The organism is Nostoc sp. LPT, from assembly GCF_017115165.1.
Taxonomy (GTDB): Bacteria; Cyanobacteriota; Cyanobacteriia; order Cyanobacteriales; family Nostocaceae; genus Nostoc.
The window spans coordinates 1-26,201 of the sequence record NZ_JABXKF010000009.1 but is presented as its reverse complement, the minus strand read 5'-3'; the positions used below and the strand labels follow the sequence as shown (position 1 = coordinate 26,201).

Annotated in this window: 21 protein-coding genes and 2 pseudogenes; 11 read left to right on the top strand and 12 right to left on the bottom strand. The window is 41.0% G+C overall.

Translation table 11 applies throughout. The features are described 5' to 3' along the window. Nucleotides 1-317: 317 nt before the first annotated feature. Together HWQ58_RS01910 and ftsH are read right to left on the bottom strand one after the other, a co-directional pair. Nucleotides 318-1,238 carry a DUF928 domain-containing protein gene (locus tag HWQ58_RS01910; protein WP_292857023.1) on the bottom strand — a complete coding sequence of 307 codons (921 nt, stop codon included), beginning with the start codon at nucleotides 1,236-1,238 and terminating at the stop codon, nucleotides 318-320. 319 nt (nucleotides 1,239-1,557) lie between these two features. Then, nucleotides 1,558-3,447 (bottom strand): ATP-dependent zinc metalloprotease FtsH, encoded by a 1,890-nt coding sequence (gene ftsH, locus HWQ58_RS01905; RefSeq protein WP_292857021.1) that lies wholly within the window; start codon nucleotides 3,445-3,447, stop codon nucleotides 1,558-1,560. Between the two features lie 400 nt (nucleotides 3,448-3,847). On the opposite strand from ftsH, the gene HWQ58_RS01900 reads away from it, so the two are divergent. Next, complete coding sequence (locus tag HWQ58_RS01900) at nucleotides 3,848-4,393, top strand: NADPH-dependent FMN reductase (protein ID WP_292857019.1); 546 nt, start codon at nucleotides 3,848-3,850, stop codon at nucleotides 4,391-4,393. A gap of 739 nt (nucleotides 4,394-5,132) precedes the next feature. Beyond that, nucleotides 5,133-6,479 carry a glutamate-cysteine ligase family protein gene (locus HWQ58_RS01895; protein ID WP_292857017.1) on the top strand — a complete coding sequence of 449 codons (1,347 nt, stop codon included), beginning with the start codon at nucleotides 5,133-5,135 and terminating at the stop codon, nucleotides 6,477-6,479. A gap of 209 nt (nucleotides 6,480-6,688) precedes the next feature. Here the strand turns inward: HWQ58_RS01895 and HWQ58_RS01890 are convergent, their stop codons facing one another. From HWQ58_RS01890 to HWQ58_RS01875, 4 genes are all read right to left on the bottom strand, one after another. After that, a complete protein-coding gene (locus HWQ58_RS01890) occupies nucleotides 6,689-7,804 on the bottom strand; it encodes a ferrochelatase (RefSeq protein ID WP_292857015.1) in 1,116 nt (371 codons plus the stop codon). 251 nt (nucleotides 7,805-8,055) lie between these two features. Continuing rightward, a complete protein-coding gene (locus tag HWQ58_RS01885; protein ID WP_292857013.1) occupies nucleotides 8,056-8,583 on the bottom strand; it encodes a DUF3137 domain-containing protein in 528 nt (175 codons plus the stop codon). A 75-nt stretch (nucleotides 8,584-8,658) separates the two neighbouring features. Next, nucleotides 8,659-10,077, bottom strand: a complete 1,419-nt coding sequence (locus HWQ58_RS01880; RefSeq protein ID WP_292857011.1) for a hypothetical protein — start codon at nucleotides 10,075-10,077, stop codon at nucleotides 8,659-8,661. A gap of 5 nt (nucleotides 10,078-10,082) precedes the next feature. Then, nucleotides 10,083-10,646: a LemA family protein gene (locus HWQ58_RS01875; RefSeq protein ID WP_292857009.1), complete on the bottom strand. Its 564-nt coding sequence runs from the start codon at nucleotides 10,644-10,646 to the stop codon at nucleotides 10,083-10,085. Nucleotides 10,647-10,839: 193 nt separating this feature from the next. On the opposite strand from HWQ58_RS01875, the gene HWQ58_RS01870 reads away from it, so the two are divergent. The 4 genes from HWQ58_RS01870 to HWQ58_RS01855 all read left to right on the top strand — a co-directional run bounded on the left by HWQ58_RS01870 (nucleotide 10,840) and on the right by HWQ58_RS01855 (nucleotide 15,878). Then, nucleotides 10,840-11,433, top strand: coding sequence for a hypothetical protein (locus HWQ58_RS01870; RefSeq protein ID WP_292857007.1), 594 nt, complete (start codon nucleotides 10,840-10,842; stop codon nucleotides 11,431-11,433). Between the two features lie 178 nt (nucleotides 11,434-11,611). Then, nucleotides 11,612-12,874 carry an MFS transporter gene (locus tag HWQ58_RS01865; RefSeq protein ID WP_292857005.1) on the top strand — a complete coding sequence of 421 codons (1,263 nt, stop codon included), beginning with the start codon at nucleotides 11,612-11,614 and terminating at the stop codon, nucleotides 12,872-12,874. Nucleotides 12,875-13,000: 126 nt separating this feature from the next. Next, entirely contained in the window at nucleotides 13,001-14,896 is a 1,896-nt protein-coding gene (ilvB, locus tag HWQ58_RS01860) for a biosynthetic-type acetolactate synthase large subunit (RefSeq protein ID WP_292857003.1), read from the top strand. Nucleotides 14,897-15,563: 667 nt separating this feature from the next. Further along, entirely contained in the window at nucleotides 15,564-15,878 is a 315-nt protein-coding gene (locus tag HWQ58_RS01855; RefSeq protein ID WP_292857001.1) for a hypothetical protein, read from the top strand. 369 nt (nucleotides 15,879-16,247) lie between these two features. Here HWQ58_RS01855 and egtD read toward each other — a convergent pair whose 3' ends face one another. Both egtD and HWQ58_RS01845 read right to left on the bottom strand, forming a co-directional pair. Next, nucleotides 16,248-17,282 (bottom strand): L-histidine N(alpha)-methyltransferase, encoded by a 1,035-nt coding sequence (egtD, locus tag HWQ58_RS01850; protein WP_292856999.1) that lies wholly within the window; start codon nucleotides 17,280-17,282, stop codon nucleotides 16,248-16,250. A gap of 164 nt (nucleotides 17,283-17,446) precedes the next feature. Continuing rightward, nucleotides 17,447-17,653, bottom strand: coding sequence for a hypothetical protein (locus HWQ58_RS01845; RefSeq protein WP_292856998.1), 207 nt, complete (start codon nucleotides 17,651-17,653; stop codon nucleotides 17,447-17,449). 81 nt (nucleotides 17,654-17,734) lie between these two features. Between HWQ58_RS01845 and HWQ58_RS38300 the strand changes: the two are divergent. Further along, a pseudogene (locus tag HWQ58_RS38300) lies at nucleotides 17,735-18,267 on the top strand (nucleotidyltransferase domain-containing protein). 920 nt (nucleotides 18,268-19,187) lie between these two features. On the opposite strand, the gene HWQ58_RS01830 reads toward HWQ58_RS38300, so the two are convergent. The 3 genes from HWQ58_RS01830 to bchM all read right to left on the bottom strand — a co-directional run bounded on the left by HWQ58_RS01830 (nucleotide 19,188) and on the right by bchM (nucleotide 21,364). After that, nucleotides 19,188-19,568, bottom strand: a complete 381-nt coding sequence (locus tag HWQ58_RS01830; protein ID WP_292857083.1) for a DUF423 domain-containing protein — start codon at nucleotides 19,566-19,568, stop codon at nucleotides 19,188-19,190. 122 nt (nucleotides 19,569-19,690) lie between these two features. After that, nucleotides 19,691-20,170: a hypothetical protein gene (locus HWQ58_RS01825; protein WP_292856993.1), complete on the bottom strand. Its 480-nt coding sequence runs from the start codon at nucleotides 20,168-20,170 to the stop codon at nucleotides 19,691-19,693. 507 nt (nucleotides 20,171-20,677) lie between these two features. Next, nucleotides 20,678-21,364, bottom strand: a complete 687-nt coding sequence (gene bchM / locus HWQ58_RS01820; RefSeq protein WP_292856992.1) for a magnesium protoporphyrin IX methyltransferase — start codon at nucleotides 21,362-21,364, stop codon at nucleotides 20,678-20,680. 692 nt (nucleotides 21,365-22,056) lie between these two features. Between bchM and HWQ58_RS01815 the strand changes: the two genes are divergently transcribed. The 4 genes from HWQ58_RS01815 (at nucleotide 22,057) to HWQ58_RS01800 (ending at nucleotide 25,585) form a co-directional block, all read left to right on the top strand. Then, entirely contained in the window at nucleotides 22,057-23,166 is a 1,110-nt protein-coding gene (locus tag HWQ58_RS01815; protein WP_292856991.1) for an LLM class flavin-dependent oxidoreductase, read from the top strand. Nucleotides 23,167-23,296: 130 nt separating this feature from the next. Beyond that, nucleotides 23,297-23,734 (top strand): hypothetical protein, encoded by a 438-nt coding sequence (locus tag HWQ58_RS01810; protein WP_292856989.1) that lies wholly within the window; start codon nucleotides 23,297-23,299, stop codon nucleotides 23,732-23,734. Between the two features lie 15 nt (nucleotides 23,735-23,749). After that, complete coding sequence (locus tag HWQ58_RS01805) at nucleotides 23,750-24,229, top strand: MetQ/NlpA family ABC transporter substrate-binding protein (protein WP_292856987.1); 480 nt, start codon at nucleotides 23,750-23,752, stop codon at nucleotides 24,227-24,229. 18 nt (nucleotides 24,230-24,247) lie between these two features. Then, nucleotides 24,248-25,585, top strand: a complete 1,338-nt coding sequence (locus HWQ58_RS01800; RefSeq protein ID WP_292856985.1) for an LLM class flavin-dependent oxidoreductase — start codon at nucleotides 24,248-24,250, stop codon at nucleotides 25,583-25,585. A gap of 125 nt (nucleotides 25,586-25,710) precedes the next feature. Here the strand turns inward: HWQ58_RS01800 and HWQ58_RS01795 are convergent. Further along, nucleotides 25,711-26,025: pseudogene (locus HWQ58_RS01795) on the bottom strand (DUF5615 family PIN-like protein); the annotation flags it as partial. Between the last annotated feature and the right edge of the window lie 176 nt (nucleotides 26,026-26,201).

The window sequence follows — 26,201 nt, the reverse complement described above, 5'->3', positions numbered from 1 at the left end:
AGCTGATCGCACTCATCGCTTTTTGTTGCGCTGGCACTTCCTGTTTCTCTAGCAAGTTGACTTCCAGCAGTAATTAGCGATAATTAATGCTATCTGCACCAAGCAATTCTTATGGGGACAGTTTGCGATGTCTACGACGGGCTACGCCTACGCACTACAAAGTAATGTCAAGCGACTTTAACTGAACTGTATTGCTGCATCAAACTCGGCTTTGTATAGGTTAAGCTTGGGTAGATATTTACGAACGGTTAATCTTAAATTCAAGGGTAAAAAACCCGGCTTTTCTATCAAAACCGGGTTTTTAAGTAATTATTAATTTATTTCTGAGCAGTACAACAGGGCAATAAAGGCTTGTTTACAATTTCTTTTATCTCTACTGAATTTAACAAATCTTCCCAATATTTCTGAACTTCGGGATCATTAGGACGCTGGCGGCGTAAATTAGCTAAAGTTCTTAGAGAATCCTCCCAAAATCCAGCGGTTGCAAATAAAACTGCCCGATCTAAGTCTGTGTTTGGTTGATTTAGCTGAAGAGACAAGTTTTCATCTTGCGATCGCACAATTGTACCTTCTACATAAGAGTCTTTATCGCGATTATTAGGATCGCAAATCATCGAAAAAGTCCAATTATATTCTTTACCGATTTGTAAAGATGGCTGATCGACGGGTACATTTATACTAACAATACCATTTTGCCCAACAGGTTTGAAAGTTCCTTTATACAATGGGTCAATGCTATTACCTTCCCGCAAAACAAATTCTAGTGCTTGCACTGTTGTAGAGGTTTGAGGAACGTAGAAAAAGAATGTAGGATGCTCTGCTGTGGTTTGTTGAGCTTCTTTATCTGTTGGTGTTAGCGGAATAATATCTTGTCCAGTTTGAAAGCAACTTCCCCGTGTTCCTGCTGACCTTACCCTACCAGGTCTACCTGGGACAAAGGCGATACGATTTCTACTGCTACCGCGTTGAATATAACCTGTAACATTTCTAATTGCAGCAGTAGCATATCTATCTCCAGGACGTAGCCGTTCTGCTTGCTGAAAATTCAATAAAGCTTTTCTATAGTTTCTCCGTTTGGTTTCATTATAACCAAGCTGCATATATTGGGTGTAAGCAGATTTTGCTTGTGCCAGTTGGTAAACTGACTCTGTTGCTAAAACCTGAGTAATGCTTACAGGCTCAAAGGGCAGAAATGCTAAAGCAGCAAGCAGATAACTTGCCCACAATCTATATTTCATGATGTTTATGTTTGCTTGTAGTACATTGTTTGGGTATATATAATACAATAGCTCAAGCTTTACAGTGACAAGACTTTATCTGTGCTACTTTCTGATAAGGCTGAGGTAAGATTGTAATTTTTTTACAACAAAATTCCCAACTTTTTTAAGAAGTCGGGAATCTTAACCTTTGAATTTTCAGTAGTCTAAAGTTAGTTGATAGACTATTAGCTTTTGCCTATTACTTAATAGACATCTGGTGAAATTAAAGATGCATTATCCAGAACTCTTGTAGAGACTTAGCAGTGCTATGTCTCTACATTATTTCCCACTCATATTTTTAATGAGGTACAGCCAATTGTTCGTCGGCTACTTGAACATGAGCGGCAACAATTTTGCGGAATACATCACCTTCAATTGTTTCCTGTTCTGCTAGCAAATCTACTAAACGCTCCAAAACTATGCGGTTCTCTTCCAATAGTTCTTTGGCCTTAATGTAGGAATTGCTAACAATTTCACGCACTTGTGAATCAATTTTGGCAGCAATTTCCTCAGAATAGTCTGATTTATTCATCCAGTCGCGTCCTAAAAATACCTCTCCACTCTGATTTTCTAGTGACAATGGCCCTAATTCTGACATTCCGAAGCGTGTCACCATCTGCCGCGCCATCCCTGTCACGTGTTGCAAGTCATTGCTTGCACCCGTGGTCACTTCTGGCTTCCCAAAAACAATTTCCTCGGCGGCGCGACCACCCAAAGTAGCAGTAATTCTCGATTTGAGTTGGGAACGGGAAATTAATCCCTGTTCTTCGTTGGGAGTAAACCAAGTTAATCCGAGTGCTTGTCCCCGTGGAATTAATGTAACTTTCTGCACAGGATCGTGGTCTTTGAGCAATGTGCCTACTAAAGCGTGTCCAACTTCATGATAGGCAATCAAGCGCTTGCTCTTGCTGTCTACTAAGGCGGTACCTTCCATACCTGCAACAACTCGGTCTACAGCAGCATCAATTTCTAAAAGGGTGACAGCTTCTTTACGTCTTCTAGCGGTGAGAATAGCGGCTTCGTTGAGTAAGTTAGCTAAGTCTGCGCCAGTAAAACCAGGGGTGCGGCGAGCGATCGCTTCTAATGATACGCTAGGATCGATTTTCTTATTGCGCGCGTGGACTTTCAAAATTTCCAGTCGCCCTTTGAGATCGGGTGGATCGACCATCACTTGTCTGTCAAAGCGTCCTGGTCTGAGCAACGCTGTATCTAAAACATCTGGGCGGTTAGTGGCTGCAATAATAATGATCCCTGTGTTACCTTCAAAACCATCCATTTCGGTGAGCAGTTGGTTGAGGGTTTGTTCGCGCTCATCGTTACCGCCACCGATACCAGCACCCCGTTGTCTACCTACTGCGTCAATTTCATCGATAAATATTAAACAAGGGGCATTATCTTTGGCTTTCTTGAAGAGGTCGCGCACGCGAGATGCACCCACACCTACGAACATTTCCACAAATTCTGAACCGGAAATACTGAAGAATGGTACACCTGCTTCACCTGCGATCGCTTTTGCTAGTAAAGTTTTACCAGTACCAGGGGGGCCAATTAACAGCACACCTTTGGGAATCCGTGCGCCTACAGCAGTAAATCTTTCCGGCTGTTTCAGGAAAGTCACAACTTCTTCGAGTTCTTCTTTAGCTTCTTCAACCCCGGCGACATCTTCAAATTTCACTCCAGTTTTTGCCTCCATTTGGAAGCGAGCTTTGGATTTGCCGAAATTCATCGCTTGGCTAGAAGCATTAGTAGAGCGCCGGAGGAACAATAGCATTAAAGCTACCAGTGGCAAAATCCACATCAAATTAATCAACAGTCCAACAGCAGCTCGACTGTTAGCGGAGGAAACTTCGCCAAAATCAACATTTTTGTCTTTGAGAATGTTGACTAATTCTGTGTTTTGCGCCAAAAGTCTCACCTGTTGCGGTGGTGTATTATCTTTTTGCCCCTTGAGATAAACCTTTGCTAGCTGTTCGGTTTCGTCAAGCTCTACTTTCTCGACTTCTCCCGCCTTCACTTTCTCGATCAAGTCACCATAATTTAGGGAGGTGGTTTCTGCTTTTTGTGCCATGACAGGAGTACTTCCGAAAATTCCTGGCAACATAATCAGACTAGCAGCGATTCCACCAAACCAAGCAACGCGCTTTGAGGACTGCCTTTTTATCAATGCTTTTTTTCCCAAATTTGTCATAATAATTACCCTTTGTCTGCTGGCACAAGTTAAGCGCTGGTTTTATGCCTATTCTTCTATCAAAAATTGTAATAACTGGAAATTACACTTTTCTTATCTAGTCTAACTTCCACACAAAAGCATTCCCAAGTTTCTTCAGGCTATTACATAAAGTTGAGCGAGGGTTATCTAGATTTATGCAGCTGTTAAGACTGGGCATTGGGCACAAGAGGCAGAAGCGCAAAGGGGCACAGGGGAAAAACTTACTGCAACTTCTCCTCTGCTCCCCTGCTCCCTTGCTCCCCAGTAGATATTAATTTGACACATTCTGGCACAAATCGCTAAGATAAACATAGTCATAACGATTCCGCTTTTTAAGAAATCTGATAATAGTAGCTAGTTAGTAGTTTATAGGTTAATTATGGTGAAAATTATTGGCATTGGTGGTAGTTTAAGGCCCAATTCTTATACCCAGGTTGCTTTAGAAGTCGCAGCGCAAAGGGTTGAAGCTGTAGGTGCAGAGGTAGAAATTCTCGATTTACGGCAATTGCAGCTACCATTTTGCACTGGCGCAAAGGAGTATCCAGAGTATCCAGATGTTCAGCGGTTGCAAGATACAGTTAGTCAGGCTGATGGATTAATTTTAGCGACACCTGAGTATCATGGTGGCGTTAGTGGTGTCCTGAAAAATGCTCTGGACTTAATGAGCTTTGATCAACTATCTGATAAAGTAGCAGGATTTATTAGTGTTTTGGGTGGTCAGTCTAATAGCAACGCTCTAAACGAACTACGGTTAATTACCAGATGGGTACATTGTTGGTCTATCCCTGAACAAATTGCGATCGGACAAGCTTGGGGTGCTTTCAGTCCTGAAGGCAAACTAGTAGATGAAAAGCTCTCTCAAAGATTCGATCAATTTGCTCAGAGTTTAGTTGAGAATACTCGCAAGCTGCGGGGCGTAAATTAGTTAGTAGGGTGGGCAAAGCTTGACCCACCCTACTCAACTTAATTGTGGTGGTGATTCCCAGCTAGTTGGGGATTAATAGTCTAATAGTAATGCTTTAAATGACCTACGGGTAATTATTCGTTGGGTACACGGTTAGGTAATTCCGGAACAAATTGCGATCGCACTAGCTTGGGGTGCTTTCAGTCCTGAAGGCAAGCTATGCTATATAAAGGGCAAACTCTTTAATATGGCTCTCTGAGAGGGTGTAAGGGGATCTACAGTGAATGGCTGTGTCTCAGGTAGTGCTAACTGGTAAATTTGACGCAACTGATCTAAATTACTCAGATTGGTAGATTTTAAACAAAGAAAAACCGAGAGCAAGTATATTAGTTTGTGAACCTGACGAGGGACATGATATGATTTTCTCCTCTTGGTTAAATCCGCGGGAAACACAGTTTGATTGTGTGTCCACTACTACTAATGTAGATTTATAACAAGAGATTCTGGACACACTACCATAGTCAATCCCTCAAGCCGAGAAAGGATTGAGGCAGTTTTCTTGTGGCAAGGTTCTAGAAAATGCTGGCAAGTTCTACGCCTGATAGCCTCCTATTGACGGTAATGCAATCGGATTGCCTCAAACAGAGCCAGTATGCAATGGATATCTAGGTAACTGGATGGTTTCTATTCAGTTTGTGGGCGAGTCTAAATTTGTTATTTGTGTACGGATGGTGGCGGGATTACCCTTGCGGAGGTTTTGATGAATGTAGTAAAGCGTCGTATCGGTCTTGAGCAAGAATTTTTTCTGGTAGATGAGGCTGGTAACTTAAGCGATCGCGCCGATGAGTTTTTGAAAGATTGTCACTTAATGGCGCAAACACAAGGTTTAGACCCAAAGTACTTTGTGCCAGAGTTTGTCAAAAGCATGGTAGAAATTAACACACCTCCTGCCGACACTGGTACAGAACTAGCAAAAGTTTATCTCAAAAATCTCAAATTGGCGCTTTGTGTGGCGCAACAGATGGGTTTACGCCTTTACCCTCTGTCTAGCTACCCTTTGCATATTACACCAGTTATGCGCGATCACCCTAATTACCATATCCAAGCGCGGACTGTCGGCTATGATAAATTCTTGCACGCCGCCAAATGTACAGGTACACACCTGCATTTGGAAGTCCCGCCTGGGGTAATTGACCCTAATGTTGTAGTCTCCTACAACTCGACATCAGCAGAGCGAGAAGAACTACTAAATATCTATAATTTAGCTACAGCTTGCGACTCAGCACTCATTTCCCTGACGCGGGCGTGTCCCTATTATGAAGGACAGGCGATCGGGCTAGCCGCGCACACAATTCGTTATCGAGGTAGTGAAACCTTTGGCTGGGAAGGAGTTTACACTCATTTACAGTCTGTCGGCGGACTCATGCCTTATGCATTAAATGTAGAGGGTTTAGTTGAAGAGCACTTTGCTCGTTACTATGCTTGGTTGCAAGCGATGGAAAAAGCCGGAATTGAACCAAACCTGATATTAGAAGCAGAAGTCAGCTTACTCAAGTCAGCTTGGAATCCAATTAGACTCAACAAACTCGGCACTGTTGAAATTAGATGTATAGATAGTAACTATCCATCGGTAACTTTAGCTGTAATTACATTGCTTGAGAAGGCAGCTAATCGAGTCAGGCGGGAGAAGTTAACGGTTAGACCAGCTAAAGAAATGCAGATATTTGAACTAGTTGGCTCTAGTCTGTATGTACCAGATTTTGAATATCTAAATGGTGAACTGCTCTATACCTCAGCTACAGAGGGAGTTAAAAATCCCAAAGTTAGGGCTTACGTCGATTCAATTTTGCAGTTTGCCAGCGCAGAGGGTGGCGAAGGTGCAAATTTTCTCTTCAAATTGAGCAAACACCTCGATCGCTATCAAACGATAGAAGCTGGGATATTGCAAGAGTTTACACAGACAACTGCTCAACTTCCATTAGATGCCGGTTTGGATTTAGTGCGCTCTTGTTGTGACAAGCTAGAAGCCCAGGTTTCATGGATAGACCCAGAAAATCCCCTAGCAGCGTTGGATACTGATGAACGATTGTTACTACAGCAGTATTAAAAAAACTAGTTATATGTTACTAGGTGGGGCAGACGGAAATTTAAGCTTGAGGAGGCGTCTGCAACGGTGCGATTTGAAGATGTAAGACCTAAGCAAGGTAAAGAGAAAGCGCAGTTTTAGAGCAAAAATCCCACGCCTTGAAGCGTGGGAGTGTCAACTGAATACACCATAAATGTAAGGTGGGCAAAGCTTTGCCTACTCTACAAAACTTAATGATGGTGGTGGTGATGATGCCCAGCTAGTTGGGGATTAACTGCCAAAGTTTGGTCTGACAACAGCTGTGCAATATGACCATCAGCCCATTGGGCTGCCATAGCCAAAAATTCTGGATGGTCGTTGACACAAGCCATTTGCACATAGTTCGTACCAGGATGCTGTTTTTCCAAAGCATGGATGATATGGTGTACATCCAATAAAGTTTCGTGGTTTTCTGTGGCAAAGCCAATTGGCATAAAAATTAGCACTTTTGCACCTAATTGAATCAGGTTATTTGCAGCTTGCTCGGCATTTGGCTGTGTCCAATCAATTAAAGGCGTATCATGATTGAGCCAACCCACGGAGATTAAGGGATAGCGGTTAATCAACTTATCCCGAACTAAATCGTACATTGCTTCACTTTCAGCAATCCCAGAAGTAAAGCCTTTAGCTTTATGGGGACAACCGTGATTCATTAGCACAATGCCGATTTGAGAAGGTAGGTAGGCTGCGGCTAAATCAGCAGTAATTTTTTCTTCAACCAGATGAGCCATTAAATCGATATAGGCTGGTTCGTTGAAGAAAGAAGGAATGTAGCGCTGTGCTTTAACCCAGTGTTCTTCACCATCAGTCAACTCAACCAGAGCATTGTTAACTTGCTCGATCGCAATACCACTAGTAAAGATAGAATCAACAACCAGCAGTGGGTAAATTAGCAGTTTCTCGAAGCCTTGGTTTTTGATTTCTGCCAAGACTTGATTGGGTAGAAAAGGAGCGCAGAAGTTGAAAGCCTTGAAAACTTGAACCTTATCGCCCCATTTTTCTTGTAAATTCTTCTCGATCCCAACCCGTTGCTGTTCAAAGATGGCATTGTGTGGGGAGATAAAATCGTGGTGTGTGTGTCCCCACTCGTGGCGGTCAAATAGCGCCAAAAGCTTTGCCAGAGGGGGATAAATCCAGGTTGGTACTGGTGCGAATTTTGCTGTCAGTAGATTTAAAGCCTGTTCGTTATAGTTGGCGAAATCTTCGTAGCTTTCGACTTCGCCGTAGCCCATAAGCAATACGGCTACACGGTCTTTACCTGATAGATGCTCGTGGGTGTGTTGTACTTTTTCCGGCGTGGCAACCACAATTAGTTCCTCAATATAACCAGAGTGCAAAGAGATATAAAGTTAGGGAATAGTTTGTACATTTTCCCCACTTATAACTTAATTATCCCATCCAGGGGGATAGGATAGGTGGGAAAATCAAGATAATACATCAAAAGACATACAAAACTTACGTAGGGCATTGGGCATCTGCTATGTTGCTGGAATTGCGAAAGTGCTTAAGATCCCAAAAAGCCGCGTTTTCAGTGAAATTAATTTGGTGCAGGTTTTTGCTAAATGCGTTTATCCAGATTTAAGTCTTCAACAATTCCCAACATCAAGTTGAGAGTTTCAAAATATTCTCTTAAAGGTGCAAAGCTCAACACACTTTTATATAGATTAGGATAAAATATATTATTTTCTACTGCTTCTTCAATGGCTATGTATATCATGTCATCAACAAAGGAAATATAAATATTTCTATTGGTTTTCTTGCGAAAGTTAACTATTAAACTAGTAGATAAGACATAGCGTGCTTCTATTTGGTCATCACCATAAACAGTGAAAAATTTAGCAAATTCTGGATCTTCTAATTTAATTACTTGTTTTTTAGCATGATTAAGAGCATGAATATTAGCGTTAATAACTTTTGGTTGAACGATTGTAACAGTTCGCAGATTTTTGTTAAACTTAGCTTTAAAACATAATCCTTTAAAGATTAGACTTGTTCGGGTAAATTGATTTTTTATAACTTCAGATTCAAATTTTTTATATCCAATTTTTCTAACGCGCAAAATATGATTAATTATATATGGAATCATTTTTACAAATCTGAATGTTAAAGCGCTAAATGTAAATGGCAAAATAAAAATATATAATGATATAATACGTAAAACTTAAAGTACAAATATATAAACTATATTAGATTGAATTATTGTTTCATATCTCCTACTCATAAAAAAGATAATATCTAAAAAATTAGTCCAATCATGTTTTAATTCTAATTGTGCACGAATATTTGAGAAACAGATATCAAGACCATTGATTTTACCATAAATATAAATATCATGTTCAATATTATTTGGGTTGAGAAGTCCTTTAAATAGTTGGCTATGTTTAAAAGAACTGATATTGTTTTCAATATCTTCTTTTGAGCAAGAACTAAGATAGTTGAAATTCTTATTGTGATTTACAAAAGTAAATACTTTTTCAGATATTTTGTATGTAAAACCTGCGGAAAAGCCTTGAAAAATTGTTGAGTAAAAAAATATCCAAATCCAAAAAAACAATAAAAAGGCTAATAAATAATTTAAAAATGAAAAAAGAAAATTTATAAGTACACATATAAATACTACGGCTATTGGTGTAGGGTGACTTTCAAACAATGAAGGTTCTTCAATATAAATATAATCTTTGACATCAAAAGATATCATGGAGAGAAATTTGAACGTTATAATTAAAACAAATAAACAAAGTAGATGAATAGTGACAATAGATAATAAAGCTGGTTTCCTACGAGATTCAAATACTTTTAATTCGCTCAAGAAATTTTTCTGACAAAATACTTTGAATTCTTTTAATGTTTTTGGTGTAAATTTTTCAATAACTGATTCGGGTTCTTCTGGCAAGTTTTCACTTGCTGGTTGTAGCTTAACTTCTGATTCATTGGGGTTTAGTGGAGTCGCAGACACATCAATATTATCTGTAAATAGCTCTGTAAATAAAAGTTGCCTTGCCCATTTTCTCGTTGCTTCGTCTTGATTAATCAGGAGTTGCTGACAAAGAGCGATCGCTTGATTAATTTGCCCATTTTCTTGATATGCTTTTATCAGCCATTTATGTGCTAGCAAATAGTGTTTCGTAGCCGGAGAAGCAGCTTGACAAAAAATCTTTAATGCTTGGATTGCTTTTTGATAACGTTTTTTAGTAATAGCTTCATACCCAGTGTTTATCAGTTCAGTTGCCTGTGCAGGCGTGAGTGAACTTTTAGTTGAATTGAGTGATGATTTTTGTGCTGTAGGTTTAGCTTCTGAAAAGATTTCGGCAAGATAGTATTGTGCTAATATCTGAGTCGTTTGATGTTTACTATTGCTCAATTCTTGGCATAAGTTAATTGCTTTATCAAAGCATCCATTGTAGAGGTATGCGTCTAAAAGCAATACTCGTGCATATAAATATTCTTTTGTATTTGTTTCTGCATTATTTTGGAAAAAACTTTCCAAGCCCTGAAGTGCCAACTTATAGTTTTTGTATGCTAATAGTTTAGCTATTCCATTTAATAATTTTTGATTGTGTGCGGAACTAAATTTTGGCATATTTTTTAAAATGATTTATGGTTTATTTCAATATTTACATTATTTCTTGCTTGTAGATGAGCTTGAAACGGTAATTTTAATTGATATTTCATCCACGAAGCTATAATATTTGTCGGAAACATTTCTACGGCGTTATTATATTCAGTTACGGCAGAGTTATAAAATCTTCTAGCGGCGGAAAGTTGTTCTTCTACTTCACTTAAGGAATATTGTAATTTGATAAAATGGTCGTTTGTTTTTAATTCGGGATATATTTCAACTATTACTATAATTTTGCTTAACATTCTCGAAATTTGGTCTTCTACAGCAACTCGGCTATTGTCGCTTAAACTCTTTGAGGTTGCTCTACTTCTGAGTCTGCTAATTTCTATTAATGTTTTTTGCTCAAATTGCATATATATTTGAGCTAAGGTAACAAGTCTAGGTATCAAATCGCTTCTTTTTTGCAGAATTACATCAACAGTAGAAAATGCATTACTAACTTGATTTTTTTTCTGTATTAAACTATTATATATAATAATAAAAATAATTAAAACTAAAAATACAAAGCTAATTATAAAAATAAACATTTGACTGATTAGGTTAATCTTAAGATTATTTGTAATCTAAATTAATATTTTTTAAAATAGTATTCTTTCGGAAAAATCTGTGAAAAGGCTATAATCTTTTCAGTAAAAATAAGGTAATATATAAGACTATTACTTGATTTTTGAGAAAGCTCTGTATATCGGAAGAGTAAAAAAATCAAAGGTAATGTTAAAGATGAATATAATTGTTTGCCCTGGAATTCATGAGCCAGCATTAACTGAAAGCTTTAGAGTAAGATTGTTAGATTTAGTCGGTAATAGCGCGATCGCACACAATCGCGCAAACATACTGGTTTATCCGGGTAAAGACGTTTTGGTTTTATCAGCCTTGCATATTTTGCAGTTTTTGCGCGTTAGCGTAGCTCACCGCAGGTATCGCTTGACCGATTCTCTAGAATCACCAATTATATTTATTAGCTTTAGTGCTGGCGTAGTTGGGGCAATAGGGGCGGCACATTTGTGGCAACTCTTGGGTGGTCGTGTCAAAGTGTTTATTGCTATAGATGGATGGGGAGTACCACTACAGGGAAATTTTCCTATTCATCGGATGAGTCATGATTATTTCACCCATTGGAGTTCATGTTTGCTAGGTAGTGGGCAAAATAATTTCTATGCAGAGCCAGCAGTTGATCATTTGTCCATTTGGAAATCTCCCCAAACTGTACAAGGTTGTTGGGTAGATTCGTCCATTGAGATTATTCCACCCAAAGGTCGTCTGACAGCAGCTGAATTTTTGCTTATGCTGTTAAAACGCTATGAAGCAAATTAATCCGGACAATGGAGTAAGTAAACAGGAGTTAGGAGTGAGGAGTTAGGAGTGATGAAGGAAAAAAGTTACAGGTGACAGGAGATAGTCAAGAAAAACTATCCCCTATCCCCCCTATTCCCTATCCCCATGCCCCATGCCCCATGCCCCTATGCCCCATCTACCCAAAGAAAGTATCTAAATGTTTCCAACTGAACCTGCCGCTGTTAATAACGGCTTTGGCGCACTGCTAAAAAACCGTGGTTTTATGCTCCTGTGGATTGGGCAACTGCTGTCCCAGTTAGCAGATAAGGTCTTCTTCGTTTTGCTGATTGCTCTGCTGGAGAACTACCCACCGCTTCCAGGGTTGGCACGAAACTCGATGTACTCAACCTTGATGCTGTCGTTTACAATCCCAGCAATTTTGTTCGGCTCTGCTGGTGGTATCTTTGTTGACCGCTTGCCAAAAAAGCTGATTATGGTTGGCTCAGATATTGTGCGGGGAATATTGACGCTGTGTCTTCCCTTATTGCCACGACAGTTCCTGATTTTGTTAATCCTGACCTTTGCCATTTCCACTGTGACGCAGTTTTTTGCACCAGCCGAGCAAGCAGCCATTCCCTTATTGGTGAAGCGAGAGAATTTGTTGGCAGCCAATGCGCTGTTTAGCAGCACGATGATGGGAGCTTTAATTGTTGGCTTTGCAGTAGGAGAGCCGATTTTAAGTTTGGCAAAAAGCTTTATGGGAGAAGAATACGGCCAAGAGTTTGTGGTTGGTGGACTATACATATTATCAGCTGCAATTATGCAGCCGATAAGGTTTAAAGAACCCAAACGACCAAAGGAACATCGGGTATCAAATCACCCTTGGGCTGAATTCACCGAGAGTCTACGCTATCTCAAGAAAAATCCTTTGATTTTAAATGCCATGCTGCAACTGACAACTTTATATTGCGTGTTTGCAGCCTTAACGGTGCTGACGATTCGGTTAGCCGAGGAGTTTGGTCTAAAAGAAAAACAGTTTGGCTTTTTCTTAGCAGCAGCAGGGGTGGGTATGGTATTTGGTGCAGCAATTTTAGGTAACTGGGGTGAGAAATTGCATCGCAAGCCCCTACCTTTAATTGGATTTTTGATGATGGCACTAGTTTTAGGGGTATTCACTTTTACGCACAACTTATTGCTGGCGCTAGGACTCTGTGCATTTTTGGGTGTAGGTGCTGCTTTAATTGGTGTCCCTATGCAAACTTTAATTCAACAGCAAACACCACCTACCATGCACGGTAAAGTATTTGGCTTTCAAAATCATGCCGTTAACATCGCTTTGGCGTTACCTCTGGCCATTACTGGGCCCTTAACTGATGCTCTCGGCTTGCGAATTGTGCTTGTAGCAATGAGTGTTGTTGTCGTAGTTGTCGGTGTTTGGGCTTGGCAAAATACCCGCAAAGTCTTGCAAGACGTAATTTAACTAATGTAAGCTAATAATCTAGCTTTATATTTAATATAAAAATTAATCAGATTTTGATTGAGGTTTTCAATTAAAATGAAATCTTAACTACAGAATTCAGCATTAACTTTAGCTATAGTCTGAGGTTTGACCGTGCGATCGCTTTCCCCAATTAGTCTCCCACAAATCGAGAATCACAAACAGTCTCGTGCTTCTAGCCCACCAATCGTGCCCAAACGTGCATCTGGCGGGTTTGCTCTGCTTGACAGCCTTGTTCGCCACGGCGTTGATTATATTTTTGGTTATCCTGGTGGGGCAATTTTACCAATTTACGACGACCTATATAAGGTGGAAGCAACTGGTGCTATGAAGCACATTCTCGTGAGACACGAGCAAGGCGCAGCCCACGCCGCTGATGGTTATGCCCGTGCCACAGGCAAAGTAGGAGTATGCTTTGGTACTTCTGGCCCAGGAGCAACTAACTTGGTGACAGGCATCGCCACAGCCTACATGGATTCAATCCCGATGATTGTGGTTACAGGACAGGTAGCACGTCCGTCGATTGGTACAGATGCGTTTCAGGAAACTGATATTTACGGGATTACCCTACCAATCGTCAAGCACTCTTATGTGGTGCGTGACCCCAAAGATATGGCGCGAATTGTCGCCGAAGCCTTCCACATCGCTAGTACTGGGCGTCCGGGGCCAGTTTTGATTGATGTCCCCAAAGATGTCGCTTTAGAAGAATTTGACTATATACCTGTAAAACCAGGTTCAGTAAAGTTACGCGGTTATCGTCCCACGGTGAAGGGAAATCCCCGACAAATTTATGCCGCGATCCAGTTGATTACTGAAAGTCGCCGTCCGCTATTGTATGTGGGTGGTGGTGCGATCGCAGCTGGTGCCCATGAAGAAATCAAACAACTAGCTGAATTATTCGATATCCCTGTCACCACAACCTTAATGGGGATCGGTGCATTTGACGAACATCATCCCCTCGCTTTGGGAATGTTGGGGATGCACGGCACTGCTTACGCTAACTTTGCCGTTAGTGATTGTGACTTGCTGATTTGCGTTGGCGCTAGATTTGATGATCGCGTTACAGGCAAGTTAGACGAATTCGCCTCCCGCGCTAAAGTAATTCACATCGACATCGATCCGGCAGAAGTCGGCAAAAACCGCGTCCCCGAAGTGCCCATCGTCGGCGATGTGCGGAACGTATTAATAGACTTGTTACGTCGCTGCCAAGAAGTAGGGATTAAGGCTACACCAAATCAAAACCAAGAGTGGCTGAATCTAGTTAACCGTTGGCGCGATGAGTATCCTCTGATAGTGCCGCAGCATTCCGACAGTATTTCACCCCAAGAAGTAATTGTAGAAGTCAATAGCCAAGCACCCCACGCTTTCTACACCACAGATGTCGGACAACATCAAATGTGGGCAGCACAATTCCTGAAGAATGGCCCAAGGCGCTGGATTTCTAGCGCTGGTTTGGGAACGATGGGTTTTGGCTTACCTGCGGCAATGGGCGCGAAAGTGGCGTTTCCTGATGAAGAAGTCATCTGTATCAGTGGTGATGCTAGTTTCCAAATGTGTTTGCAGGAACTAGGAACAATTTCACAGTATGGAATAAATGTCAAGACAATAATTATCAACAACGGCTGGCAAGGGATGGTGCGCCAGTGGCAGCAAGCCTTCTATGGTGAGCGTTACTCATGCTCCGACATGGAAGTAGGGATGCCAGACGTAGAGTTATTGGCAAAAGCTTATGGGATTAAGGGCATGGTAATCAGCGATCGCAGTCAATTAAAAGATGCGATCGCCGAAATGCTGGCACACAAAGGGCCAGTAATCTTAAATGTCCACGTCACCAGAGACGAAAACTGCTATCCAATGGTAGCCCCTGGTAAGAGCAACGCTCAAATGGTCGGCTTACAGAAGCAAGCACCGAAAGCGGCAGCCGAGCCAGTGTATTGTAGCCATTGCAATGCCAAAAATGCTCCCACCCACAATTTTTGTGCTGAGTGTGGGACAAAGCTCTAACGCTTTTTGATAATTCAGACTAGAGAGGTAGGGGAGCAAGGAGAAGGGGAGAAAGATGCTAAAATTCCCCCTAATTCCTGCCCCCTTTCCTCTTGCGTAGACATTGCTTAATCTTCCTGATTAGGTTGAGGTAAAAAGATATTTCCTAAGTAATTCACTAAATCGCTTTGACTGTTGGAATCTAGGTCAAAATAATGTGCAGCTTCACAGAGAATTAGTATTAGTTAGTTAAATATGCGAGTGAGAGTTAATTTTATATAAATCAGTTTTTTAAAAATTTCAGTAACATTCCTCTTTTATTAACAAGTTAAATATAAATAGAATATTAAAAGTTGTGCTGGCTTAGTTGATTAAAAAACGTCAATTATTCCAGGTGTATCTATTTGCTAACTCTTTTTCAGGCAGATTCAGTAGTCTTAAAATAACTGCTCTCTTTCTTTTTACAAAAGAGAGTTTAGCTTCCCCTTGATTGAGGAAGGTTAGATTGTTGTTAGCGAATTAATGTACTAAGCATTAATAGTCTGTTCATTTAGAAATCGCTGTGTTCAAGTTTTATTAAACAACAGCGTCATGATTTCTATTGGAAAATTGCAGTTTTATTTCTAACTGAGAACAAACACAACTTCTTTAAGCTTTGAATATTTATCAATCCATTTTACCAATCCCCATGCAACAATATATTTCTCATTTGCTCATATTGGTATTAGGAGCAAGTTCAACTTTCCTCGTTACTCCATGTCAAGCTCAAACTCCGGTAAAAACCAACAGTCAAAATCCTGAGAATGTTAGTTCCATATCTTCAAGTTCACCTTCGGCTACAAAATTAAGTGATTTTGCCAATTCTACTAATAGCAAACCACCTCTCCTTTCTGAGGCAACTAATAACTCTTCTGCTACTAATGCCAATATAACAGCAAATAAGCCTCGTCCACGGGTTCCTATATTTAGCAGAATTTTTGCCACACCTTCGATGCAGCAATAATTAGCGGCTAAACATTTAGTTTACTTGCTTGGGTTGATCGGAATTTCCATTCATACGTTTTAACCTCTCTCCTAAAAGGAGAGAGGCTTTAAGTGTTACCATACTCAGTACTGAGTACTGAGTAAGAAAAAGAGTACGGGCTAAACGCCCCGCTTCCGCTAACAGCACTTTCGCACTAAGGTATTTGCCCCGCCCCTAGTGGGCGGAATCTTATAATCGGGAGAAGGTTGATACCCCGCCCACTAGGGGCGGTCTATAATACTCAGCACTCTTCATTCCCTAATGCTTGTAGGGAAGGGCTGTTTTTGTTAAATATATATTGGACTCAACTGAGAACCGCTATATATGTGAGTCATACTCTGATTTGCTTTATGCTTGCACCTGACAGAGCATTAAGCCAAACCATTGATTTGGATCTCTCCACACATGAAGAGGTAATAAACCTTGTGCAGTTAGTTGCTGTTTGATATTATTGAGGTCAAATTTGCGGGAAATTTCAGTGAGGATAGTCTCACCTAGTGCAAAATTAACCTTAAGATTAAGAGCACGTAATTCTACAATTTGCGATCGCAGGCTGCATAAATGCATTTCTATTTGATGCTCGCTTTCATTGTAAAATGCTCGGTGTTCAAACTGGGTGGTGTCAAAGTTACCTTCAAACAGCTGATTTAAATGTTCCAGCATATTCAGGTTAAATGCAGCTGTCACTCCCTGGCTGTCGTTATAAGCTGGTTCCAAAATCTGTTTTGGCTTTCGTAAATCTATCCCCAATAAAAAATACTCACCTACTTGTAGAGCATTGGTAATTTGAGAGAAGAACACATCACACTCATCAGGGGTAAGATTACCTAAACTGCTACCAATAAAACAAATCATCCGACTGGGTAATTGCGTCGGTAGGAGTTTTGCAAGGGCTAATTCATAGGTTCCCGCTAGTGCATAAACTTGGAGTAAAGGATAATCTTCTAATAACTGCTTGGCACTACTTTCCAACATACCTGCACATACATCAATTGGTAGGTAATGCAAAGGATAGCTTAGTTGCTGGTAGGCATCTAGTAAAATACGGGTTTTACTAGAACTACCACTGCCAAGTTCTACCAATTCACAAACGCCAGTTATCTTGGCAATTTCACCAGCATACTGCTGTAAAATCGTTGTTTCTGTGCGTGTAAGATAATATTCTGGTAAATCACAGATTTGCTCAAATAGATCGGAACCACGGTCATCATAAAAGTAACAAGGGGGTAGAGATTTAGGTGTTTGAGTTAATCCCTTCACTACATCACTCCCAGCACTAGGTGCAACTATTTGAGTTGCTCCTACCAAACGCTCTATCTGCAAGCGTTTTTCAACACTGCTTTGAGAAGTAACCTTGCTGTTAACAGCTTTAGATATCGACATGAAACCTCCGTTTGCTTGGCGTAATAGGTTACTTTGATAGCAGACCTTTACTCCAATCAGTGAAACACATAGCCATAGTTAATAAAATCATGCCTGAGCAAGATAGCTCAAGCTTTAAAGCTATTTTTCGACATTTTCCCATTAGAATAATCGCAAGTAAGCACCTAAGTGCTATGTTCTAGCGGCAATAAAGACTTGATACAGGCAATATGCCCCAAGTACCAGCCAACAAGACTAAAGTCAGAATGAGATTGACTAGAGAATGTGGCTTCGTCCATATCCTGAAATAGCGCAAAAGTTTTCGAGCGAAATTTATCGAAGACTTGAGAAATAGCCTCTTTCACACTAGATTTGCTCAATTTGGATCTCACAGTCTGCTCCCACACTAATGATGCTATTTAAGATGTTCTAAAGAAATAGGCGAACCGAGGTAAGCAAGTAAACGGCACATTATGAATATTCCACTTTCACTTAACACAATTATTGGGCAACAACCTTACCCACTTTTATTCACCATCATCAGTGGTTCCCACTTATATGGCTTTCCATCACCTGATTCTGATTATGACTTGCGTGGTGTGCATATTTTACCAATTCAAGAAATAGTCGGATTAAAGACTAAGAATAAAACTATTGAAGTTTCAGAAATTCGTGAATCTTTAGAGATTGATTTAGTCACTCATGATGTCAAAAATTTTTTTTGATGCTACTGAAAAAGAATGGTTATGTGTTAGAACAACTGTACTCACCTTTGATATTAACAACTTTACCCGAGCATGAGGAATTAAAATTTATTGCTATAAATTGCATTACCCGTCATCATAGCTATCACTATATTGGTTTTGCTGCAACACAATGGAAACTTTTTGAAAAAGAACATACTCATCGAATAAAACCATTACTTTATGTTTATCGAGTCCTATTAACTGGGATCTATCTGATGCAGATAGGGCTAATTGAAGCTAATTTAATTAAGCTAAATTAAATTTTCAATTTACCATATATTTCTGATTTAATCGCCCAAAAGTTAGCAGGTGCAGAAAGGTCTATTTTGTCAGATATTAATCTATCTTTTCATCAAAGAGAATATGAATATTTACATAATAAATTGCAGGAGGCATATAAATCTAGTCCATTACCTGAAGTAGCTTCAGCAAATGCAGATTTACATAATTTGTTGGTACGCCTGAGATTGAACAGCTATTAATTATGAGTTCATAACTCTTTGATCGCGATTTTTTAAAGAATAGGATTTTATTCATTAGGGATTTAAGGGTGTAAGGTGAAGTCCTTTGGATTGAAACCAAAGGACTTGCTGGGCTAAAGACTCATGCGGGTGGTTGGGGCTAGATATCCCCCCCCCTACCACCATGCAACCCCCACACCCGCCCCAACGGGGCTTGGTAAGTTTAACATCTTGAGGTTTTAGGTATCCAAGTCTCTCGCAACTAACAAGACCTTTAGTGAGCGCTCAGTCGAGCCACAAAAAGTTTTATAGTGGGGTTAAAATCACTATTGCAAAACTTAATAGCGAATACCAAAGCAGGTTGCGCCGTTTCATAGGTCTGAATAATATTACAAATGTAAAATTTCTTAGCTGTTATTTAGTAATATACTTGTGCAGTGTATTGCTTTTTTGTATTTATGACTTCTGTAAGATTACGGAAATAAGTTTGATGAATTTGGCAATCCTATTTGTTGGAAGATATTGAGTGTGTTCCACTTTCTAAAAAATACTTAGTGATTATAAATGACGCTTCATCTTGCACAGAAACAAAACCCGCCTGCACGGGTTTTATAAAAGCTTGTATATAGTCTATTCAGATAAAACCCGCTGTAAAAAAGAGAAAATTCAGCTTGCAATAAATGGAGTTAGGAGTTTTTAACTCCTAACTTCTAAATTTTTTACAACTTCAAATTCCAAGCAGCAAAAGCTAAAGCACCCCAACCTGCAATCAAGGCTGTGCCGCCTAGTGGTGCGATCGCTCCCAAGGATTTAATACCAGTTAAGCTAAGGGCGTACAAGCTACCTGAGAAAATAGCAATGCCAATGATAAACAGCCATCCACTGGCGATAAGAGTAGGTTGAGGAGACTCGGTACGACTAATTAGTATTGCTACTAAGAAAAGTGCTAGAGCATGATACATTTGGTAACGAGCGCCAGTTTCAAAAATTTCTAGCGATCGCTCACTAATTTTTTCCTGCAAGGCATGGGAAGCAAAAGCACCAGCAGCAACTGACAAACCGCCTAAAATGGCAGCTACGCTCAAAAAAATCTGCGTCATTAGACCTAGCCGTAAGTTGGGTATTGTAGTCATTGGTCATTGGTCATTAGTCATTAGTCATTAGTGAATAACAAATAACAAATAACAAATGACAAAGACAAAGGACAAATGACTAATGACAATTAGACATCAAAATGATATGATACAGCCCCTTCTTCGTTCACCTTAAAGTTTGCATTGAATTCTTTAGCTTTTTCATCTAAATATTGTCTGGCGTGGGCTGCGGGTAGTTGTGACTGCATGGCAAAACCTAAAACAGTTACGCGCCCGTGATTTTCTTGTAGCATCTCATAAAAAATTGATTGCAGGCGATCGCTAACTTGTTGATTAATTGCCTTTTTCTCCTGCCGACTTTGACGGTACAATCCCAATGCTAACCATGTGCCCAGTGTTAGGGTAGGGATACCAAAAATTAGACCACCAACAGCAGCATTATTATCTTCATAAGTAGCATTTGGTGCGTTAAACTCATACTCACCCGTGGGTATTATGATGGCTTTACGTGTAGCAAATTTTTCTAATGCCGCTGTTGCTGATAGAGTTACAAACATGAATCCGAGTGTCAATAGCCAACCGGCAGCTAATTTTTCAGCAGTCTTCATAGTTTCACTTCAGATTTACACTTTGTTTGCGATTTTAACCTTACTTTCGCAAAGCTTCCAATATATCAATCTACTCCCGGCGACAGTTTTTTAGCTTTTGCACAAGGCTTTTTTGCCTACATTGCTTAATTAGTCTAGGGTTGGTCAATACAACTCACCTGTTATGGTATGAAATTAGGGAATTAGAGAAACTAGATAAACAAGAAATTAAATACACTGATGAAACCCTTGGAGTCAGCATCCCCAGAAGTTTGATATCCTCTGTTAAAGCTTCAAAGAAGAAGTTTTATCTGAATAAAACGTAAATGTGGTTATTTGCTTTCACTATTCTCTTGGGAGCAGCTGCGATCGCTTAGTTTGTAAGAATGTATGATTATGCAGAGCAGAACAACGATTATTTAGAGAAAAAATAAAGCTTGATGCCAACGGCAATATCTACCATATCTCAGGTTTGAGATTGTCAAATCGCAGCAAGATGTTTATTATACCTTTGCTGCGATTTTAACCTTAATTGCGTGTAGCTTCCAGTAGGCGAGAAAAATAGAAGCGAGTCTTCGTCATTGCCCGTCGTTGCAATGAAAAGCCATTACTTTCCAAGATTTTCACCACATCAGCCTCACGATGCAAATATGCACGAGTGGCTTTACTTGGCCCAGGAAAGAAACTACCAATTTTCTTGAGTATACTCAAGGCGCAGGTCTTCGGCGCAAAACTGAGAATTATCCGCGACTGTGCCAAAGAACAGAGGTGAGATATCATCTCATCGGCTTTTTCTTGAGGGTAATGGATGAGAACATCTAGGCAAATAACGGTATGGTAGCTACCATTCAATGATTCCAAATCCTGCACAGCAAAAGTGGGATTTTCGGCATTTCCCAAAGTTTGCTTTGCTCTATCCCTGCCTTCTTTTACCATTTTTTCTGAAATATCGGTGGCATAGACTTTGGTACCATCTACTGCCAGGGGAATGCTGAGACTACCGACACCACACCCAGCATCACAGATTGATAGCTGTGGTAAATTGTTATCAGCCTTCAGCCAACCGAGAACTGTATCCACAGTTTGCTGGTGTCCATTGCGGATGTCTAATTGGACTTTGTTGACTTCGCCATCGCCGTAGATTCGCTTCCAACGGTCAAACCCTGTGGAATTGAAATACTCGCGAACAATCGTTTTGTCGTCGGCTGCGTTCATAAACTTCGATTTTTAGGGGTTCCCAATGCTTAAAATTATCATTGATAGGAACCCATAAGAGCGGTCTTCCAGATTTTTCCAGATGATAGTTCGCCGATAAGCAAGGATACTTACGTACATAGAACTCAGACGTTGTTTGAAAAGTCGGAAGGATGGTAAAAAAGCTCTCTCAGTATAAGCTGTGAATAGATAGTAACCCAAGTTGCGGGTTATCGACTGATGTGTGTTTGTCACCCGTCAATTTATGCGATCGCGCACAACAAAGTCGCGGTAGCGCGTAGCGCCTTAGACTCATCAGTGAGAGGTTAAGGTTATAGAGCTTTTGTCAATAAGCAACAGTACTTAAAATTCTGATAAAAATGGGGCTAATCAACAGATTTTTTGGGCTATCGCCTGCATATCGACACTACGTTTTCGACTACCGCTTTTTGGCTTAGGAATTAGTCCTGATAGTATTTTCCACTGTTCTAAAGTCAGATTACGCAGGATAGATGGATTCATAGCTCTCATAACGCTGTCATACCTAAGTATTTTTTCTCCTGACAGGATACCGTTATGTGGGCTTTCTTACTTTTCAGACATCTTCTATGCAAATCTCATAGTATTATACGGAAAATATACCAATTTACCGTATGATTATTCTAAGTGCAAAAATAAAGTTTTAGTGCCGACTACAAAGGTTCTAGAAAGCTATGTCTGAACCACGCTATGGGATTTGGATTCCTGTTTACGGCAACTGCGGCGTAATGAACCATCCTCTTGAACCTCGTGATGCTAGTTACTCACGAGCCAAGAATTTAATCCAGTTGGCCCAAAGGTGCGGATTTACCACAACTTTAATCGCGCAACATATCATCAATCCCAGGAACCAAGAACTTGACCAGCTAGAAACCTGGACAGCAGCAGCAGCTTTAGCAGAAGCAACAAACTCTATCGAGATTATTGCAGCTGTTAAGCCATTACTGTTTCATCCTGCCGTCTTAGCAAAGATGGCCTTAGGTATTGATGCAATCAGTGGTGGACGTTTTGCGATTAACTTAGTAAGTGCCTGGTTCAAGCCAGAAATGGAAAAACCAGGAATAAACTTCCTTTCTCACGATGAGCGTTATCGCTATTCGGATGAATGGATTAGGGTCGTAAAAGCCCTATGGAGTGGAGAAAAAGTCAACTTCTACGGTGAATATTTTCAGATCAATGATTTGAAGCTCAATCCTCCACCTATAGCCAAACCACATCTGCGTGTATATTTAGGGGGAGAGTCAGAACCAGCCCAAGAACTAGCCGCAAAAGAAGCCCATACATTTTTCCTCAATGGTCGTCCGATTGAAGTCATCCGCGAAACCATTGCGGCTGTTGCTCAAAAAACTAAGTTTCGCTCTCAACCTTTGGGCTTTGCTATGTCGGCTTTTGTCATTGCTCGACCGACAGACGAAGAAGCGGAAGCGGAATATCAAAACCTCAGAGCAATGGTACTAGCACAAGACGATCGCTCAGAATTACTCAAAGGAGTAGATTCTGAAGTAGTTATGTTCAAAAACATGGCTAAGTACCCTGGTGTGGGGAGCAATGGCGGTACAGCAGCAGGATTAGTTGGTAGCTATGAAACTGTAGCCAATCGGATTGCTGAATTTACCAAGGTAGGAATTGATACTTTCATGCTGCAATTCCAGCCTTTTGCCCCAGAAATGGAGCGTTTTACTGCCGAAATCATACCAAGAGTGCGAGCGTTAACGGTAGATGGTGAAGCGATGTCTGCGACGGGCTGCGCCTACACTAACTTGAAAATAGGGGCTAGAGGCTAAGAATTTTAGATTTTGGACTTTCCTGCAGAACGCTACGCGTAGCTTGCTTTCCCGGAGGGGTACGGCTACGCTCAGTCGAGCGATTTTAGATTTTGGATTAAATTGTTCTCCACTACCCAAAGGAAACTTTATGACAGCAATACTTACTCGTCCAGCTTGGACTACTGATTTAGAACTGGAAATTTTTGACAAACTACTTGAGAAACACGCCCCTCACATTCCGAAAAAGCGATCGCAAGAACCTAGATCGCCGGAAACTAATGAGGAAAGAGAGAATTTCTACCACTTCCGTGTAGCTGGTGCAGCCCATGACCTGTTTATTGTACAAGTCTGCGCTAAGATAATTGACTCCTTTCCTGACCCAGAATTACAGCTATTTTTGAGTAGACAAATCGGTGATGATGGCGCACACGCTCAAAATACTCGTTTAAGAGCGCAGGCTATATCGGGACGTGACCCAATAGAGGATATCCAAAAGCAGGTGCAGAAGCATTGGGATTATATGGGTGATTTACCCATTCGTAATTGGCAAGGCTTTTTAGCATTTGAGTTGCATTACGAATATTAGGCTGCTCCAGATTGTGTGCGCGATAATCCAGACATTCTTAAGACAATTTTACAAAAGTTAGAAAAGGCTGGTACTTGGTCTAGAGAAAACTATCAGGATTCAGCTAAACTCCTTTCTAAACTGTACAAAATTGCTCTAAAAACAATGGAAACTGTAGAAGAACGTGGCGGTCAAAAGCAACGAGTAGGTATTGCTAGGGCTTTGGCTGGAGAACCAAAAAAGGAGTTAGACAATTACGCTATTGTTAGAGCGTTGGACGATCTAGATTTAGCTGTGACATCTGCATCCTTCCTTGTGCAAGTAAAGGTATCTTTAAACCCCATTGTGTTAGACGAGATTGCCATAGCTAACAAAAATTATGCGGTGGGTTTAGCAACTGTACAATCAAAAGCAAATGATCCCAACATCCAAAAACTAAATCAATTGGTTGTTGATCCCAAATTGAAGGATTATATCAACAACTACCTCAAGGGGACGATCGCACCTGTATTTTAAACTTAATATGGAGGACTAATGAGCAGATTGAAGCAATTAAAACTAGGTGCTTTTATGCGCCCGGTAAGCATACATACAGGCGCTTGGCGCTATCCTGGCGCTTTGCCTGACGCTAATTTCAACTTCCCAGCGCTGAAACGATTCATCCAGAAACTAGAGCAAGGCAAGTTTGACGCATTCTTCATGGCTGACCATTTAGCGGTGCTGGATATGCCAATCAACGCACTCAAGCGCAGCCATACTGTCACATCCTTTGAACCTTTCACCCTACTTTCTGCCCTTGCCAGCGTCACCGAACACATCGGGCTAGTAGCCACCGCTTCCACGACCTATGACCAGCCTTACCACATCGCTCGCCGCTTCGCGTCTCTCGACCATATTAGTGGCGGTCGTGCTGGCTGGAACATCGTCACCACAGCCAATCCAGACGCAGCGCTCAACTTTGGATTACAAGAGGAGGTAGAGCATGATGAACGCTATCGGCGGGCTAGAGAATTTTATGATGTTGTCACGGGTCTTTGGGATTCCTTTGCTGACGATGCGTTTATTCGGGACGTGGAAGCAGGGATTTATTTCGACCCTGCAAAGCTTCACGTTCTGAATCACAAGGGAAAATATCTCTCGGTGCGGGGGCCATTGAACATCGCTAGACCAGTCCAAGGCTGGCCGGTAATCGTTCAGGCAGGCGCATCCGAAGCCGGACGGCAATTAGCCGCCGAAACCGCTGAGGCTGTGTTTGCACCTGCTAGTAATCTGGAAGCTGGCAAAGCTTTATTTGCAGACATTAAGGGACGGGCGCAGGCGAAGGGACGTGACCCAGACAGCATAAAAATTCTGCCAGGTGCTTTAGTCATCGTGGGGGAAACCGTCGCCGAGGCACATGCCAAGCGTGTTTATTTGGACAGCCTAGTACATTATGACAGTGGGATCGCCAGCCTCAATAGTGCGCTTGGCTACGATGTTTCGGGTTTTGATCCAGATGGTCCCTTGCCAGAAATCCCACCGAATAACGCTGGTCACTCTTCACGAGAAAGAGTAATAGCCTTAGCGCAACGTGAGAACTTGACTATTCGACAACTGGCGCAACGCATTGGCAGTTACGGCGGGCTGGCTTTCGTCGGCACACCCCAAACCATTGCTGATGAAATGGAGCAATGGCTGACTCAGGAAGGTTCTGACGGTTTCAATATCATGTTTCCTTTTCTTCCTGAAGGGCTGAATGATTTTGTTGACAAAGTTGTGCCAGAACTCCAACGGCGTGGGATTTTCCGCAAAGAATATGAGGGTAAAACCCTGCGCGAAAATCTCGGATTAGCGCGCCCTGCTAATCGTTTCTTCCAGACTAGTTTGGTGTGAACTGCGATCGCTGTTATCAGTTATCAGTAAACAGTAGACATCTCCGAAAATGAAGGAACGGCGAACAACCGTTCGCCCCTACAAAGGGTTTTGGCGAACGCATATTTAATTTTTGGAGATGTCTATCACGGAATGAAAATTCGCCGTGCACCTTGATAATCCTCGATGTCAATCACGATATCAACCAAGCGATCGACACAACGTTCTCAATAGTCCGGTTCAGTCATCAACTGATCAATATTACCTATTGTGACAATAGGCAATGATGTAGGGGTGTTTTCCTCGCGCATTACTTGCTCCAAGGAGTCCTTCCCCTTCATGCTTCGATTAGCTGTAATTAAAATCATCTGGTTATCCTGAGCATACCGCCAAACAACTCGATCATCGCTTGTGACTGCTAAACCCACTTCTTCAAACAGAACAAAGCGAATTGAGATTAGCAGGTAAATACCCTCGAAATACAAATTATTGAATAGCCCACTCTGGTTTGTCTAGTTTCTTGAAGAACTCTTCAATGTCCGAAACTAGAGTTCGACTACTAGTCATATATTTACGGAAATTATACCAATTCTCTAAAAGCTGGCTACAGATAAAGCTACCAAAATATATTGCCTTC